Here is a 17,064-nt window from a genome sequence, read left to right on the forward strand (position 1 = left end):
GGGACGGTGCGGCCTCACGGCGAGGGAGGCGCCGCCCCTTCTTCCGGTGGCTGCGTGGACGCGGGCTGCGGCGTGGGCTGCCGCTGTCCGGACGACGGCGGCGGTGGCTCGGAGCCCCCCACGCCCGGACCGGAGTCCTCCACCGGCTTCGCGTCCGGCCGTGGCGGCGTCACCTTCACGCGCGCGCCCTCCACGACCTGCTCTTTCGCCGCGCCGAGCACCACGACGTCACCGTCTTCCAATCCGGAGCGGACCTGCACCTGCCGCGACACCTCGTCGCGCATGCCCAAAGTGATGTTCACCCGCTGCACGCGGCCCTGCTGGATGCGCAGCACCGAGGGCTCCGTGCCGGTGTCATCGATGGCGTCGATGGGAATCGCGAGCGCCTGCTCCGCGCGCGAGGCCACGCGCCCCTCCGCGAAGAGGCCCGCCAGCAACTGCAGGTCCGTGTTGGGAATCGCCACGTAGATGCGCACCTGGCCGGTGGCGGGGTCCACCACCGGGTTGATGCGCTCCACCACCCCGCGGAACGAGCGGTCTCCGTAGCCCGTCACGTGGAACTCCACTGGCGTCTCCACCCGCACCTGCTCGAGCTGCGCGGCGGGCACGGAGGCCTCCAGCCGCAGCGTGCGGGGGTCCACCACCGTGAAGAGCGGCGCGCTGGGCTGGACGACGTCACCCGCGCTGGCCTGCCGCTCGCTCACCACGCCCGCGAAGGGCGCCACGACGCGCGCACGGGCAAGCTGCTCCTTCGCCAGGGCCTGCCGCGAGCGCGCCTCCGCGAGCTGCCCCTTGGCCTGCTCCAGCGTGAGCTGCGCCCGCTCGAAGTCGCGCTGGGTGACGACGCCCGCCTTCGACAGCTTGGCGCTGCGCTCCAGCTCGGCCTCCGACACCTGCAACGCGCTGCGGGCCGTGCGGACCGCCGCCGTCGCCGCGATGAGCTGGTCCTTCAACGTCGCATCCTCGATGCGCGCCAGCTCCTCGCCCTTCTTCACCACCTGGCCCTGCTGGGCGTTGATGTCGAGGATGGTGCCCCCGACTTCGGCGCGCACCGCGGCCGCCGTGCGCGCCTGCAGGTTGCCGGAGATGCCAGGACCCGAGCGCAAATCGCGCACCTCTGCGCGCGCCACGTTCTCCTGGCCGAGCGAGACCTCCAGCTCCTCCTGCGGAGGGGGCGCCTCTTTCGCGTCCTTGCTGCACCCCGTGAGGGCGCACAGCCCCAACGCCACCCCGCCAAACACTTGCCGTAGCCGAGCCCGTCTCACAGCGCATCTCCCCTCTCCGCCACCGCGGCGAGCCGGCTAACCATGGTGTCGGCCCCCTGCCCCCGGTAGCCGTTGACATCAGCGTCCACCGCCAGCAAGCAGGGCGAGCAGGCATGCCGACGGGCCCTTGGGGCCCGCCCGGCCTGAGGCGACTAGGGAGCGGGAGGGACCTCGCTCATGAGGAGCGTGCCCGTCTGGAAGTGGGCCGACTTGCCGCACGTGTCCGGCTGCGTCCGCCCGGGGCAGCTCACCGGCTGCGGGGCGCGCGTCGACTGCGTGAAGCAGCGCGCGCCGTCGACGTCCCACTCGGCCTCGTGCCGCCACGCCTCCGAATCCGTCTGCACGCCCACGCTGTCGTACAGGTTCACCCAGTTGCCGTCTTCCGTGTGCGAGGTGCCGTCGCCGCAGAAGTCCGCGCGCACCATGCGCGTGCAGGCCTGGTGGTGGTCCGCGAGGCTCTGTCCCTCCGCCGTCGAGGCCCACGGCCGGTAACCGAAGCGCACGCACTTGGCGATGGCCGCGCCCTCGCACGCGAAGGTGAAGCGCCCGGCGTCATCCACCTTGGCGCCGCCGCCCTCCACGCCCTGCCGGTGGTCCCAACGTCCCGCCACCGCGATGGCCCCCACCGCGGAGCCGTCCGCCGCCACGCACGTGGGCTTCCAGAGGCTCTCCGCCGCGTCGAAGAAGGAGACGCCGTACACCCAGACGTCCGCGTCCGCGCCCGTCCCAGGCTCGACGCTGTCGACGCGCAGCTCCACCGTGCCACCGTCACCGAGGTTGCCCGTGAAACGCGCGCCCAGGAAGGCATGGCCCGACACCGCGGTGCCCGCGGCGGCGCCGTGGAAGACGCTGCCCTCCAGCCGCACGCCGTTCAGGACGCTTTGCCCGAGACGGGCACCCGCGAAGTCCACGGACACGAGCGTCTGCCCGAGCTCCGTGGTGTTCAGGTTCCGGCCATTGAGGTTGCGGCCGTTCAGGTTCCGCCCGTTGGGCGCCACCAGCTCCGCCACCCCCGAGCCCAGCTCCGGCGCCGTCTCCGTCGTCACATCGCCCGCGCAACCCACCATGCCCATGGCCACGCTCAGCGCCGCCACCGTCTGCTTCCACACGCCCATCGCCCACCACCCTCCCGTCCCGACCACGGCACCAATGTCCGCAGTGACCGCTCGCTCAGCAACTCAAGCGAGGACCCGCAGGCACTTGCATCGTCGACTGCGCATCAACACCCCAAGACGCCAGGGCGGACACGGGGTTCCTCCGTCGGCTAACGGGCGGAGCGCATGTAGGGCAGCCAGGCAGGCATTCAGGGCACGGTGGGCGCCATGTCCGCGCACACCCGCATGCCCACCGTCACGTCCCGGAGCGACGGCTCTGGCAACTCCCGGTTCGAGGCTCGCGCGGAGGTGGCCGCGAACGCGAAGCTCCCGCCCCGCGCCACGGCCTTGCCCGGCTCCAGCCAGGAACGGGTCCATTCCCACACGTTGCCGGACATGTCGTCCACGCCGAACGGGCTGCGCGAGGCAGGGTGGCTCCCCACCTCGTCGGGACCGAAGCCTTCGGGCTGCTTGCCGTACGTCGTGTCGATGTTCGCGTCGTCGGGCGCCAACGTGTCGCCGTGCGGGTATTCGCGTCCGTCCGCGCCGCGCGCCGCGCGCTCCCACTCCAGTTCAGAGCAGAGCCTCGCGCCTGGGACACGGCCGCTCTCCGACAGCCACGCGGCATAGGCCTCCGCCTCCGCGAAGGTGATGCCACTCACGGGGAAGCGCAGCCAGTCCTGCTCCGCGCGCAGGCTCCGCTTGGCATAGCGCAGCGGCGCTCCGGCCCGCGCCACGTACGGCGCGTTGCCGGGTTGGAAGCGCAACCGCCAGGCGCCGTCTTCCTGGCTGAGCTGGAGCAGCCCCGCGTACCCGCCCGTGCCCACGCGAGGCAGACGCTGCGCGCGCTGCTCCGGAGGCAGGGCCTCCACGAAGGCCAGCCAGTCAGCGTACGTCACCTCGTGCCGGGCGATGAGGAAGCCGGGCACCTCCACCGGATGCATCGGCACCGCGTTGAAGAAGTCGCGCACGCTGGCCTCGGCCGCGCTGCCGAACCGCACCCCGCCTGGAGGAACGAAGACGAAGCCCTCCGGCACGCTCCCCACGCGCGGGAGCGGCACGGCGACCTGACGTTCCTCACCCCGCGCCAGCAGCACCCATTGAAGGACCGGCTCGTATCCCAGCGCGCGCACGGAGACTTGATACGTGCCCGGCGGCACGGGCACCGCCACCCATCGGCCCGGGGCCGTGCCCAGGGCCTCTCCCAGTTGGAGGTGGCCCTGCGCGTCGCGGCCCAGCGGGCGCAGCTCCACCTCGGCCCCCTGAACGGTCGTCTCCAGGGTGAGGCGCGCGGGCGCATTCCAACGCCGCCAGCGCCTCCCCTCCAAATCGTAGAGCCGCAGGCGCTGGAGCAGCGCGGGCAGCGCGGAGGCGTCCTCGTCCTGCTCCGCCCACAGGGCGCGCTCGTAGAGGAAGTCGGCCAGCGCCTCGCGGACGTCATGGCGGCCCGGAGCCAGGGCCAGGGCCCGCTCGAGCCGTCCCGCGACCTCGTCGAAGCGGCCCCGCAGCGCTCCCGCCCGCGACCCCACCCGGTGCCAGCGCCGTTCCGCGTCGGCTCGGCGGCCTCCGTCGTAGAGGCGGAAGGCCTCGGCGCGCTCGGCGCCCAAGGTGCCCCACTCCTGGCGCACGCCATCCATGGCCTGTGACGCCTGCCCGAGCTCGGCGCGCACCTGCTGGTCCAGCCCCCAGCGCTCGCGCAGCTTCAGCCCGCCGTAGACCAGGCCCAGGGACACGACGAAGCCCACCACCAGCGCCTGCCGGGTGCGGCGGCTGCGCACCATGGTGCGGCGCGAGGCCTTCAGGAAGTCTCGCTCGCGGCGGGTGAGCTCCCCCGCGTCGAGCACCTTCGTCTCCTCGAGCTGACGGGGTCCCCACAAGGACTCGCGGGGGAAGCCCAGCTTCTCCCAGTGCGCCGCGGCGGCCTCCAGCCGGGACTGGACTTCGCGGCGCTCGGAGGCCTCGGCCAGCCAGCGCGCCAACGTGCCCCAACCGGAGAGCAGCGCTTCGTGGGCCAGCTCGTACGACGTGCCCTCCTGCGCTTCTCGAGCCACCAGCAAGCGCGCGTGGACCAGGGCCTCCAGCGCGGCGCGGTAGCGCGGGTCGTCGCCCACCAGCTCACGGTCCGTCTTCCGGGCGCGGGTGCCATCCGCGGTGACGAGCCGCAGCAACACACCCCGGGCCGCGACACGCTGGTCCGGCAGCAGGCGCGCCACCGCGGCGTCCGCGTGCCTCGCCAGCGCCCCCGCCACACCGCCCAGTGAGTCCAGCACCGCCTGCGTCATGACGCCCGCCGCCGCGTCGCGGGCTTCCCACATCTCGGCGAGCGCGAACTGGAGCACGGGCAGGCCGCCCTCGGCGGCCGACAGCGTGGACGTGACGAGCGCATCCACCAGGGCGTCGGACTCGAAGCGCACACCCTTCACGCGCGCGGGGCCCGTCACCGCGTCGCGTGTCTCCTCGGGTGTCAGGGCGCGCAGCAGATACAGCGCGCGAGGGACCTCCGCGCCCAGGCCGGGCACGGCGGACAAGCGGGTGAGGAAGTCGCTGCGCCCGGTGGCCAGGAGCCGCACACCGCTGGCCCCTTCCGCGAGGGTGCCCAGGGCCTGCCCCGCGAGCTCCGCCTCCGCGGGCGTCGCCAGCGTCACGAGCTCCTCGAGTTGGTCCACGTAGATGAGGAGCCCGTCCCGCGTCCCCAGCTTCACGCGGAGCTGGCGCACCAGGGCGGTGGGCTCGGCGTGGAGGGCGGATGCCAGGGCCTCCTCGTCGGTCTCCAGGACGGGCGCGAGGGCCGCGGCCAGGGCGGACACGGGCTTGCGTCCAGGGACCAGCCGCACGGCGCGCCAGTGGCGGCCGTCCTCCAAGCCGCCTTCCGTGACAGCGGGGAGCAAGCCCGCGAGGCACAGCGACGACTTGCCCACGCCCGAGTCACCGGTGATGAGCAGGAAGGACTCGGCGCGCATCCGCTCCAGCACGGCGCGCTGCTCGCGGCGGCGGCCGAAGAAGACGGCGCGGTGCTCCGCCTCGAAGGCCTGGAGGCCCCGGTATGGATTTCCCTCGGGCACCGCCTGGGCCACGTCCTCGCGCGTGAGGGACTCCAGGGCATCGAGGAGCTGCGAGGCCGTGGCGTACCGCTCGGACGGCTCCCGGCGAAGGCACTTGTCGATGACCGCCGCCAGCGCCGCGTCCACGCCGGGCACGGCTTGGGCCAACGGGCCCGCGTCCCGGTTGCGCACCCGCTCCGGCAGCTCGCGCCAGGGCACGTCGCGGAACGGCCCCTTGCCCGCGCACAGCTCGTAGAGGACGACGCCCAGTGAGTACACGTCACTGCGCGCCGTCAGGGGCTCGCCGGCCCAGGCTTCTGGGGACATGTAATAGGGCGTCCCCACCAGAGAGCCCCGGGGGAGGGACGGCAGGAAGACGCCGTCCAGCGAACGCGCCCCCAGGTTGGGACTGGCTTCCGGGTCCAGCTCGGCGGGCAGCTCCGGCGGCGCGGAGGGCGTCGGCGCCTCGGTGTCCGTGGCGCCCGCGGCCCGGTCCAGCAGCTTCGCGAGGCCGAAGTCGAGCAGCTTCACCTCGCCACTCTCCGTGAGCACCGCGTTGCCGGGCTTGATGTCCCGGTGAAGCACCCCCCGCCGGTGCGCCGCGCTCAGCCCCCGCGCGAGGTCCCGCCCCATGGCCAGCACGCGCTCCCAGGGCTGCGGCTTGGGCAGGCGGTCCAGGCTCATCCCCCGAATGAACTCGGAGACGAGGTAGGGCTGATCCTCCAGTTGCCCCACCCGGTAGAGCGTCACGACGTTGGGGTGCTGGATACGGGCCGCCGCCCGGGCCTCCACGAGGAACCGCGCCAGGGCGTTGGGCCCCAGGGCGGGGATGAACTTCACGGCGACAGGGCGCTCGAGCAGCGTGTCATGGGCCAGGAACACCCGACCCGTGCGCCCACGCCCGATGGCCCGCACGAGGCGGTACTCGTCGAACTCCTGCGGAGGAGTCCACGTATCTGGAGGCTGAGCGGCGGCCGGAGAGCCCACGTACCGTGCCTATGCATCCGTCCGCCAGGGGTCAACTGCACGGGCCCCAGGGATGTGCACCCCAGGCTCCGAGGCCCCCGGAGTGTCCGTTGCCGAGCAGTGGAGATGTTCTCCTTCCTTCGTCCGCCCTAGCCGCCCCGAACCTTGCCTTTGCTGGGTTTGAGCATGTTGCGGATCTTGTTCTCCAGGTCCTGCGGCAGGCAGGGCTTGGCGACGAACTCATCCGCGCCGGCGTCCCGGGCGTGCTCGGCGTTGCCCGCGAGCACGTGGCCCGTGAGCGCCATGACCGGGATGTCCTTGGTGCGCAGGTCCTGCTTGATGCGCCGCGTCGCCTCCCAGCCGTCCATGACGGGGAGGGACAGGTCCATCAGGATGATGTCGGGTTCGCCCTCGCTGGCTTTCTCCACCGCCTCCATGCCGTTGCGGGCGGTGTCGACCTCGAAGCCGACGAACTCCAGGTACTCGGCGTACATCTCGCGAGCGTCATCGAAGTCGTCCACCACGAGGACACGCTTCTTGTTCCCGCCTGCTGCGGGCTCCGAGGAAGCCGACGTGTCCTCCGCCGGAATGGTCATCGCCGTGCTCTTCATGAAACCGACGCCTCTCGGGTTGGAACGGGCGTTGAGCAATCTATACACGCCCCTCCCGACGTGCCCACCCCACCCTGCTCTTCAACGAATACGCCTCGAAGTGCCGAGACATGTTCACTGTGAAACAAGCGGGAGCGGGCGGAGGCACGTCTGGGGGTGTTCAGTTGTTGGGGCGGTAGACGTTAAGGTGGCGCTGGTTGGGCGTCCCGTCGGACTCCTCAATGCGGACGAGCACCCATCGCTCGGTCCCCGTCATGAAGAACCGGGCCGTTCCCACGGGCTTCGTTCCAGGGCGAGGCAACACTGGCGCCCCCACGGTCACCCATGAAGTCTCGTCCCACCGGCGGACATAGTGGTTCACGGGTCCACCGGCGACTTCGGGTTCGGAGACCAACGACACCAGCATGCCGTCCGGGTCGAAGTCGAAGACTTCCACCCGAGCGTCCGTCTCGCCTGGGTACATGCCCTCGACGTTGGCGCTGAGAACCTCCACCCCACTCACACCGCCCAAACGGGTGATGTACGGCCGCCTTCCCGCTCCAGCCGATTGAGCAACACTCCCGACGACAAGACGATCTGCCGCGTCCAGAGTGGAAACAACTGGCACCGCCGCCGCGCCACCCCCAGCGGCGTAACGCGTTTCCCAATGTGCCCCAGACCATCTCCTGGCATGCGTGGTCGCCGCCCCCCACTCTTCAGTCTGCGAGGCCCAAACAAAAACCAGGCGCCCCATCGAATCGAGCACCCAATTGAATCCGGAGTAGATAGCGCCCGGATGCAGTAATTCCGACGCGCCGCTCAACGCCTCCCATCGGCCTTCGTTCCAACGAACAACATACAATGACGGCGACGCTCCAGGAGCACGCTCCAGAACAACCAGGAGCCGTTCCTGTCGAGGATTCACGGCGAAGCCAAACGAAACGATTTTCGCATCGGACTCGAGAGGCCGCACAGGCGCTCCCAAGGGCGACCACCGGCCTTCGTTCCAATGATGGACATGGATGCTGGGGTTCCCGTCGCCCATCTCGCTATTCCACGACACGAAAATCTCACCTGTCGGCGTGGTCCACAGAGAACAGGCCTTGATAACAAGCTCTTCCTCGCCTCCCCCAAGTACGTCGCCCAACCGTTCCCAGGTCGTCCCAGACCACCGCATGATATGAACACCGTAATTGGAGGGGGCCACACCGTCGACGAAAGCAACGATGGGCCGACCGTCCTCATCCAGCGCGGCCGAGAAAATCGAAACGTTTGGGCCCTCCGGACTTGAGGCAGAAAGGGGACCTCCGTACAGAAGATGCCTGGGAACCGTCCACTGCCAGGTGAACGCCACGACATCCAGTGGGTTACCCGCCATGTCCGCAACGGACGAGGAGAGACTCACGGAAACGTCCGCGTCGACGGGGAGCTGCTCCACCGGAGCGAGGGTCAGCAGGGTGCCATCAGCCGACAGGCGTAGCTCCGCGGCAACTTCTGCCTGATTGACCAAGAGCCTTACAGACTCGGCGGACAACGAAGTGGGGTCGAGGGCCTCAGAGAAAACCGCCTGAATGGGGGCATGCACTGAGACATCCTGCGCGCCTGTTCGAGGGAGCTGAGACACCACTCTTGGCATCGTCCTGTCGACCACCAGCGTGCGCAGCCCGCTCGTGTAAACGCGGTCCCCCAATGAAACTCTCGCGGAGAAGGCATGTGGGCCTTCGCTGAGGGACTGCGTGCTCCAGCGCAGCGAGTACTCGGGCGGAAGCAGCACGGCGACGGACACTCCGTCGACGAACAACTCGACCGACTCCGGCACCAACTCCGTGACCGAGACGCGCACATCGACATCGGCATGGGTCGCCGTTCGCGACAATGTCAGTGTCACGACAGGGCGAACATCCCCCGCATCTGGAGGATCGGGCACGACTGTGATTTCGGGCACGTTGATACAGGCCCACATCAAGGAACAGAGGGAGACTGCCAATACGCGAAGGGAGCTCATGTGTCCGACCTGCCCATGCAGCGGCCATTCCGGGCAGCCCATGCTGGCGCCTCTCAAAGAGCCTGAAAATCCAATGGCTTGGATGTTGGGATGGTCCTGGTTGTACCTGCGGCCGACCGCGTTCTGGACGCGGGATCCGGGCAGACAGACGCCATGAGGGCACCTTCCGTCCAGAGCCAAAAAAAGAGCCCTCCATGGATGTCCATGGAGGGCTCTGAACAACTCATCTGAATCTCAGGTGCGTCCGAACATCACGGGGGCGCAACCGGAGCGGGGTGCTGAGCCAGGCCACTCACAGACAGGTCCGTGGTGAGCGGCTGTCCCAGGTAGTTCTCGTAGGTGCCGTTGACGGAACGCGACGGCAGATCGGAGAACTTCACGACGATCTGAAGCCCACCAAAGCTCGTGCTCGGGATGGAGTTCGGCCCGTAGTACGTGAACGCCCAGCGCGTCGTGTAACCCGAGTTGTTGATCTGGAACGTCGGGAGCTCATTCGGGATGCGCGTCGGCACGGGCGCATTGGGCTCAACCGGCGACAGCGGGAACCCCAGCGCGTTGCCCACCTCACCCGGGTAGTCTCCAATCACACCAGGGGTCGCGCCGCCGATGTCCCAGTTCACGTGGGCATAGACAGGCCCGTTCACATTCGACGGGCGGGTGATGGGGTAGTTGAAGGACAGGAAGACGTCCTCGCCATTGTTCAACTGAGACGCCGCCGGGGCGCCCGCCGGTGACACCTCCTGGTAACGCGCCCCAGAAATCGACATCTGGCGCACGGCCGTCTGGTCACCCGTGAAGAAGAACCCCGTCCGCGAATACATGCTGCCGCCCTCGGCGGACACGGCGCGCACGTCAATGTTGTACTCACGGCCATCCGCGATGGAGTTGCCCAGGTTGATGCTGGCGCTGTAACCACCGCTGTTGACCGTGGCCGTCACCGGCAACGTTTCCGCCGCGTACTCGTCCGTCATGCGAACGAACAGCGACCCCGACTGGATCGGCTGGTTGAAGAACAGGTGGACGAGCTCGCCGGGGCGCACCAGGTTGCGCAGGGGGTGGAAGTCAGCGCCACCGCCCCGGAGGCTGGCCACGTTGCTGCTCTCGATGCTCAGCGGCACGTTCTGCGGCCGCGAGAAGGGCAGGCTGATCAGGCGCGTGGTGGCGTTGGCGACCACCTCGGCCGCCGTGTACGTGGCGACGTGGCCGCCCGTGTCGGGGAAGCCGTCATTGTTCAAATCAAGGGGGGAGATCCACAGCTTGAACTGCGGCGTCCCGCTGCGGCTCAGGCGCGCCAGCTCCGCCGCGCTCGGGATGCCCGTGAAGGACACCAGCCCCTGGTCGTTGGCGACCGCCTCCACCACCACCGAGCTCACCATCGACGTCGACGTGTCGCCGCTGCCGATGGAGCCCGCCGGCGTGGCCTCGATCGTGGCCCGCGCACCCGCCGCGGGACGGCCGTGCGGCGTCACCACGAGGAAGTTCAGCGTGCCATCCAGGCGCGACAGCGTGATGGGACCGAAGCTCGCGTTGCCGTTGTTGATGGGGACGTTGCCCGCCGTCGACGGCACCGTGGCCACCGCGCGCATCGTGGCATAGCCCGCCCGCGAGAACGTCAGCAGCACCTGCGCGCCGCCCGGCACGTTCGTGTACGTGAAGTTGCCCTTGTCATTCGTCGTGGCCTGCACGGCCTCCGCCGAACTGCCAATGGTCATCTCTACCGTGACACCGCCCATCGGACGCAGGTCCGTGCTCAGCACCTGGCCTGACACCGTGCCCTTGGGCGTGGACGGAGAAACCACCGTCACCGAGTCCGGCACGCGCACGCCATCCGCGATTCCGTCGCCGTCCGCGTCCACGAGGTCATCACCGCAACCCAGTGCCAAAAACGGAACCACGGCCATTACCAGATGCTTCTTCATCATCCCCACCTTGAAAGGAAAGTCCCCAAGTATCGCGGCCTCAACACTCCGAGGCGCCAGCCGGACACTCTCCGACACATGCCCGTGCCGTCAAGAAGGCCTCCCTTGATTCGCTGCGCGTTCTCACCCTCTGAGACTGCTTGGCGGGGCGTGTCATGGATCACTCGGACAACCCCGCATGCCCTCTCGGGCCTGGGTCCCCATCGACCCAACTCGGCGCGGCGCCCACGCAGCAGGTGGGCTGCTAGCGTGCGCCCATGCCGGATGTCTTGGATGTGAACGACCCATGTCTCGGCTGCGCCATCGTGCGCGGCTCGACGCGGCCCGTGGGGGGCGTCATCGCTCGCGCGCCAGGGCTGGTGCTGCATGGCGTGGCCGGACCCAGTCCCGTCCCGGGCTGGGTCGTCATCTCCAGCGAGCGGCATGTGCGCGGCTGGTACGACCTCGACCCGGACGCGGCGAGCGAGCTGGGCTGCTTCACCGCCCGGGTCATGCGTGCGCAACGCGAGGTCCTGGGCGCCGAGCATGCCTACGCGTTCGCCATCGGTGACGTGCTGCGGCACTTCCACCTGCACTTGGTGCCCCGCTACCCCCGGACGCCCCAACGTCTCTGGGGCCGTGCCGTCTTCGACGCCCCCGCCGACGATCACCTCCCAGCGGGGGATTTGGAGGCCGCCGCCCAGGCGCTCGCCGCCGCGCTGTCCGGCTGAAGCCCGGCGCCGGCCCAGCCTCGCGTGATAGAGACAACGGCCTTCCTCCCGTCGAGAGGTGCCGACTTGTCGTCCGAGCCCCGCAACCGCGTCCTGGAGAAGATGCTCGAGCGGCTCTACGCCGCGCTCGCCTCCGGCCCCAGCCTCAACAGCCGGCCGCACCACAGCCGTCAGCGGGTGGACCTCGCGACGCTGAGCCGCTTGGATGGGACGCCGCCTCACGCCGTGCTCGCCGCCCTGCTCGGCGAGAAGGCTCAGGCCCGGCTCGGCGTGAAGCCGCCCGCCCCCGCTCCCGTGGCCGCCCGCTCGCGAAAGGCGACGGCCCAGGCACGCATGAAGCGCGGCGAGGCCGAGCCCCAGCCGGATGGCGCGATGCCCACGGAGCATGGCGCATCACTCCGGATAGACGGAGCATCGCTTCAGACAGATGGCGCATCGCTGACGGAGGCCGGTGCATCGCTTCTGACGGATGGCGCATCGCAGCGGGAGGCCGGTGCATCGCTTCTGACGGATGGCACATTGCTGCGAGAGGCCGGTGCATCGATTCAGACGGATGGCGCATCGTCGACGGGGGACAGCTCATCACTCCCGGAGAACGGTGAATCACCTTCGCCGGACGACGCGGCACTGAGGGAGCACGGCGCATCGTTCGCCATGACCTCCACGGAGCCCGCGCTGTTCGAGGAACCGGGCACGCGGTCTCGCGAGGAAGAGGAGCAACAGGCCCTGCTGCGCAAGCTGGCCACCATCGTCGAGGACGCCCGCACCTTCGAGCAGGACACCGGCGCCCATGTGCTGCACGTGGGCTTCCCCCTGCTGCACCTGCCGCCGGGCGCCAAGGACAAGCGCGGCTTCGGCACGCGGCGCATCCTGGCCCCCATCGCCTTCGTCCCCGTGCGCCTCACGCTCAAGAAGGGCCGCGTGCCTTCCGTTGAACTCGAGGGCGCCGAAGCCGGCGTGGACCGCGTGACGCCCAACACGGCGCTGCTCGCCTGGTTGGAACAGCAGACGGGGCAACGCCTCGGCGACCTCTTCGCGGATGAAACAGGCGAGGACCCGTGGCGCGAACTGAACGAGCTGGTCGCCGCCGTGTGCAAGGCCCTGGAGCTGCCCGCTCCGGCCGCGTTCACCTCGGAGACGCTGCTGGCGCCCATTCCTCGCAACGATGACGCCCAGCCCCAGGCCGCCATCCTTCCCAGCGCGGTGCTTGGCCTGTACCCGCTGTCCAACCAGAGCCTCGTGGACGACATGCGCGCGCTGTTGGACGGCGAGCCGGTCTCCGGCCCCCTGGAGAGCTTCCTGCGCGTGGACGTGTCCCTGGGCGAAACCCCGGGCCACGGCGGCGGTGAGCCCAACCTGGAGGGCCACAAGCGCGCGGGCGAAGAGCGGCTCGTCACCCTCGCGGATCCGTGCCAGGCGCGCGCGGTGCGGCTCGCACGCAGCAGCCGAGGACTCGTCATTCACGGGCCTCCGGGCACCGGTAAATCGCAGACCATCGCCAACGCCATCGGTGATCATCTCGCTCGCGGTGAGCGCGTGCTGCTCGTCTGCGACAAGCGCACCGCGTTGGACGTTGTGAAGCACCGGCTGGACCACCTCGGACTGGGCCACTTGTGCGCCGTCGTCCACGATGCGCAGCGAGACCAGCGCGACCTCTACATGGGGATTCGCGAGCAGCTCGACACCCTTCCCGAGGCTCGGACCGACGCGGCCGTGGCCAGGGAGCTGGGCCGGGTCGACGCGGAGCTACAATCCCTTCATGACGAGCTGACCACCGCCGACCGCGCCCTCTCCGAGCGTCCCGCCGGAGGCACCGCGCCCTCCTTCCATGAGCTGGTGGGACAGTGGTTCTCGGTAGAGGCCCCCGCCGCCCTCACGCCCGCGGTGGCGAGCCTCACCGACGCGCGGCTGGGCGACGTGACACCTCGCGAGCGCGAAGTGCGCGAGGTCCTGGAGCGCGGCGGCAAGGAGGCCTACCCGGAGAACCCCTGGCGCGAGGCGCTGGGCACGGACCTCGCCACCTATCTCGCCACGCCCCTGGCCACCTACCGCGAGCGGATGACCGCCGCGGACAGCGCGGCCCGGGACGCCGATGCGCTCGCGTCTCCAGACGTGCCCGTGTTTGGCGCGGACCCTCGCGCGGAGGGCGCGGCACGGGCGGCGTTCGCGGAGAAGCTGGCGCCCCTCTTTGAGAGCGCCAGCCCGGAGTCCCTCGCGCGGTGGGGCTCGGCGGCACCCGACGCGGTCCGGGCGGCGAAGACGCAACTCGACGGCTTGGAAGCACAGCGGCAGGTGCTCGCGGAGGGCCCACTGGACGCGGAGCTGTCCCTGGTGCACCGCGAGCAACCCCAGGCCCTGGGCATGCTGTCCACCACCCTGGCGGCGCTGGGCTCGTACCTGGACATCGCTCGCAAGTGGTACGCGTTCTTCTATTTCGCGCGAAAGGCCGGAGCGCGCCGCGTGCTCCAACAGTTCGGCCTGACGCTGAGCGTCCTCGCCGCCGAGCGCGTCACCCGCTTCTTCACCGGCGCCAGGGCGCGCGCGCTGCTCAACGAATACCACCGCGCCACGCTGGCCCCCGGCGCGAGCGAAGCACTCCACGACGAGGCGCTGTCCCAGACGCTTCGCACCCATGCGGCCCTCTTCGAACTGCTGGGCGAGCTGGAGCGCACGCCGCTGCTCGCGTCGTGCCGGGAAGCGGTTCGCGGCGCGCTGAAGGCCGACGTGGGCGCACGCGCGGCGATGCTCGCCGGACTTCGCCAGTCCGCCGCCCGGGGCGACGCCATCGCGCGGCTGGAGGCTCGGCTCACCGAGGCGGGGCTGTTCTCTCCCACCTGGCTCGACTCGCACTCGCGCGGCCTTCGCGCGGGCGAACGGCTGTCCACCGCCACCTCGGCGATGCTGTCACGGCTGTCCACCGTGGAGGGCCTGCTGCGCATGCGCTCCGTGCTGGCGGGAATGCCTCCGGCGCTGGAGTCCGCCGTGGAGCGGCTGGCCCGAAACGGCGCGGAGGCCGATGCGGGCTGGCGCACGGTGTTGAAGGCCACGCTGGCGGCGGAGGCCTCCTCCCGACTGCGAGAGGACCCGGCGCTACAGCACATCGACGCGGAGCGAGTTCGCGCCGCGCATTCGCACTACCGCGTGTTGGAGCAGAAGAAGCGCGGGCTCGTGCGTGATGCCCTGGTCCACCGCTGGACCCACCGCCAGCGTGAACGGCTGCTCGCGGGCACGGGCGGCCGGCTCAACGGCCAGGGCGCGGAGCTGCGCCGGCGGCTGATGCTCCGGGGCGAGCGCGCCATGCGAGTGCGGCAGGTCATCGCCACCGGTCAGGGCATCGAGGGGGGCGACCCGCTCTTCGACGTCCGCCCCGTGTGGATGGCCAGCCCGCAAACGGTGGCGCAAATCTTCCCCCGCCGTCCCATCTTCGACGTCGTCATCTTCGATGAGTCCTCGCAGTGCCGGCTGGAAGAAGCGCTGCCCGTGCTCACCCGCGCCCACCGCGTCGTCATCGCCGGAGACCCGAAGCAGCTCCCCCCCACGCGATTCTTCGAGTCCGCCGTGGTGCAGAACGCGGAGCAGGAGGCGGAGACCGAGCAGGGCCTCTTCGAGGAGCAGCAGTCCGAGGTGGAGGACCTGCTGTCCGCCGCGCTCAACCTCGACATCGACCAGTGCTACCTCGACGTGCACTACCGCTCCCAGAACGCGGACCTCATCGCCTTCAGCAACGACCACTTCTACGACAAGCGGCTCCAGGCCATCCCCGCGCATCCGTCCCACCGCGCGCCCCACGCACCGCTGCGGCTGCTGCCCGTGGGGGGCATCTATGACAAGCGCGCGAACGTCATCGAGGCCCGGGCCGTGGGCACCCTGGTGAAGGAGCTGCTCGCTCGACCCGCGCCCCCGTCCATTGGCATCGCGTGCTTCAACCTCACCCAACGCGACGCCATCAACGACGTGCTCGACGCCATGGCCGCCAGTGACGCCGCCTTCGCGAGTCGCCTGGCCGAGGCACGCGTGCGCCGGGGCTCGGGCTCTTTCGAGGGGCTCTTCGTCAAGAACCTGGAGAACGTCCAGGGCGATGAGCGCGACCACCTCATCATCAGCACCACCTACGGTCCGGACCGGCAGGGCCGCTTCTACCGGCGCTTCGGTCCCCTGGGCAGCGCGGGTGGAGGCCGCCGACTCAACGTGCTGGTGACGCGCGCCCGCGAGCAGATTCACCTCGTCACCTCCATTCCCCGCGAGGCCTACCAGTCCGCGCCCCCCATGGAGGCGGGACGGCAGCCCAACGGCGGCTGGCTCCTGTTCGCCTACCTCCGCTTCGCCGAAGCCCTGGAAACGGCCTATGCCCAGGAGGCGCAGCGCGAGTCCGGCGACAGCGCGCTCCAGGTGAACGCCCAAGGGCAGCGGGCCGAGGTGTTCCCGCGGCCCACGGAGGCGGGCTCGGTGTTCGCCCAGGCCCTGGCCGGACATCTGGCCGAACAGCACCGCGTGTCCTCGGACATCCACTGGGGCAATGACGGCTTCTGCGTGGACATCGCGCTCCACCACCCCACCCGGCCGGGAGACGTCACCGTCGGCGTGCTGTGCGACGGCACGCGCTACCCCAAGGCCACGGACCGCGTGGAGTGGGACCTCTTCCGCACGGGCATGCTGGAAGGACAGGGCTGGCAGCTCGTGCGGCTGTGGACGCCGCACTTCTTCCGCGACCCCGAGGGCGCCACCACCCAGGTCCTTCAGGCCTCGGGCGACAAGCTGATGCGCGAGCCGTCCGCCGCGCCCCAGGAGGCCATTTCCTCCCGGAGCGGCGTGCACTGATGCAGGGGCGCCGCCGTCACGGCGCCTTCGCCTCCGCCAACCACAACACCCCCAGCTCCAACTCCAGCGCCTCGAAGGGCTCGGCGCGGACGCGCTCGTCCCCCGTCCAGGTGCCCTGTTCGACCCACTTTCCACCGCTCAGCCGGTACACCTCCAACGTCCGCGCCTGAGGGTCCACGAGCCAGACGTGCCCAATGCCTTCCCGGGCATAGATGCGCTTCTTGCGCGAGCGGTCCAACGAAGCCGTGGAAGGCGAGAGCACCTCGCAGACCCAGTCCGGCGGCAACGTGAAGAAGGACGTATCCGGGACTTCCGGCATGCGCTCGCGTCGCCAACCCGCCAGGTCCGGCACCAGGACGTCCTCACCGAGGTGCAGCTCAGGCTCATCCAGGAAAGACCAACCACCCGGCCCTCCTCGGCCTCTCTCGAAAGGGCTGTACAGCTCGCCCCCCAGCCTGGACGTGGCCCGCGCATGCCGGATGGCCGGACGGGGCTGCGCGATGAGCTCCCCGTCGATGATTTGCCCCACCCAGTGCTCGGGCAGCGCCACCAGGTCCTCGTAGGTCGCCGGACGCTTCGTCTCCTGCCCCATTCCCGTGTGCCGCTCCTCTCCCACTTCCAGCCCCTGCATCATTGCCCCCGCCTCCCCGGAGTGG

The 17,064-nt window shown here is 70.1% G+C and carries 9 protein-coding genes; 2 read left to right on the top strand and 7 right to left on the bottom strand.

The genetic code is table 11. From position 1 onward, the window contains the following. Positions 1-14: 14 nt before the first annotated feature. The 6 genes from A176_RS31500 to A176_RS31525 form a co-directional block, all read right to left on the bottom strand. Entirely contained in the window at positions 15-1,265 is a 1,251-nt protein-coding gene (locus tag A176_RS31500) for an efflux RND transporter periplasmic adaptor subunit (protein ID WP_044890343.1), read from the bottom strand. A 152-nt stretch (positions 1,266-1,417) separates the two neighbouring features. Further along, a complete protein-coding gene (locus A176_RS31505; RefSeq protein ID WP_002636149.1) occupies positions 1,418-2,380 on the bottom strand; it encodes an ADYC domain-containing protein in 963 nt (320 codons plus the stop codon). Positions 2,381-2,568: 188 nt separating this feature from the next. Next, the gene (locus A176_RS31510) at positions 2,569-6,387 is read right to left on the bottom strand and encodes an nSTAND1 domain-containing NTPase (RefSeq protein ID WP_044890342.1); all 3,819 of its coding nucleotides are present in this window, start codon (positions 6,385-6,387) and stop codon (positions 2,569-2,571) included. 128 nt (positions 6,388-6,515) lie between these two features. Then, positions 6,516-6,977, bottom strand: coding sequence for a response regulator (locus tag A176_RS31515; protein ID WP_002636151.1), 462 nt, complete (start codon positions 6,975-6,977; stop codon positions 6,516-6,518). Between the two features lie 160 nt (positions 6,978-7,137). Then, positions 7,138-8,961 carry an Ig-like domain-containing protein gene (locus tag A176_RS38385; RefSeq protein WP_226994040.1) on the bottom strand — a complete coding sequence of 608 codons (1,824 nt, stop codon included), beginning with the start codon at positions 8,959-8,961 and terminating at the stop codon, positions 7,138-7,140. Positions 8,962-9,212: 251 nt separating this feature from the next. After that, a complete protein-coding gene (locus tag A176_RS31525) occupies positions 9,213-10,883 on the bottom strand; it encodes a carboxypeptidase-like regulatory domain-containing protein (RefSeq protein ID WP_044890341.1) in 1,671 nt (556 codons plus the stop codon). A 254-nt stretch (positions 10,884-11,137) separates the two neighbouring features. Between A176_RS31525 and A176_RS31530 the strand changes: the two genes are divergently transcribed. Continuing rightward, entirely contained in the window at positions 11,138-11,590 is a 453-nt protein-coding gene (locus tag A176_RS31530; RefSeq protein WP_002636154.1) for an HIT family protein, read from the top strand. Positions 11,591-11,656: 66 nt separating this feature from the next. Next, positions 11,657-16,408: an AAA domain-containing protein gene (locus tag A176_RS31535; RefSeq protein WP_002636155.1), complete on the top strand. Its 4,752-nt coding sequence runs from the start codon at positions 11,657-11,659 to the stop codon at positions 16,406-16,408. Positions 16,409-16,424: 16 nt separating this feature from the next. Here A176_RS31535 and A176_RS31540 read toward each other — a convergent pair whose 3' ends face one another. Beyond that, positions 16,425-17,042: a Uma2 family endonuclease gene (locus tag A176_RS31540; RefSeq protein ID WP_002636156.1), complete on the bottom strand. Its 618-nt coding sequence runs from the start codon at positions 17,040-17,042 to the stop codon at positions 16,425-16,427. Between the last annotated feature and the right edge of the window lie 22 nt (positions 17,043-17,064).

Origin of the sequence: Myxococcus hansupus (assembly GCF_000280925.3) — a bacterium.
Lineage (GTDB): Bacteria > Myxococcota > Myxococcia > Myxococcales > Myxococcaceae > Myxococcus > Myxococcus hansupus.

Bases quoted from the DNA above. Each gene is read 5' to 3' on its own strand.
- A176_RS31505 (WP_002636149.1), bottom strand. From the start codon at position 2,380: ATGGGCGTGTGGAAGCAGACGGTGGCGGCGCTGAGCGTGGCCATGGGC.
- A176_RS31515 (WP_002636151.1), bottom strand. From the start codon at position 6,977: ATGAAGAGCACGGCGATGACCATTCCGGCGGAGGACACGTCGGCTTCC.
- A176_RS38385 (WP_226994040.1), bottom strand. From the start codon at position 8,961: ATGAGCTCCCTTCGCGTATTGGCAGTCTCCCTCTGTTCCTTGATGTGG.
- A176_RS31525 (WP_044890341.1), bottom strand. From the start codon at position 10,883: ATGATGAAGAAGCATCTGGTAATGGCCGTGGTTCCGTTTTTGGCACTG.
- A176_RS31530 (WP_002636154.1), top strand. From the start codon at position 11,138: ATGCCGGATGTCTTGGATGTGAACGACCCATGTCTCGGCTGCGCCATC.
- A176_RS31540 (WP_002636156.1), bottom strand. From the start codon at position 17,042: ATGATGCAGGGGCTGGAAGTGGGAGAGGAGCGGCACACGGGAATGGGG.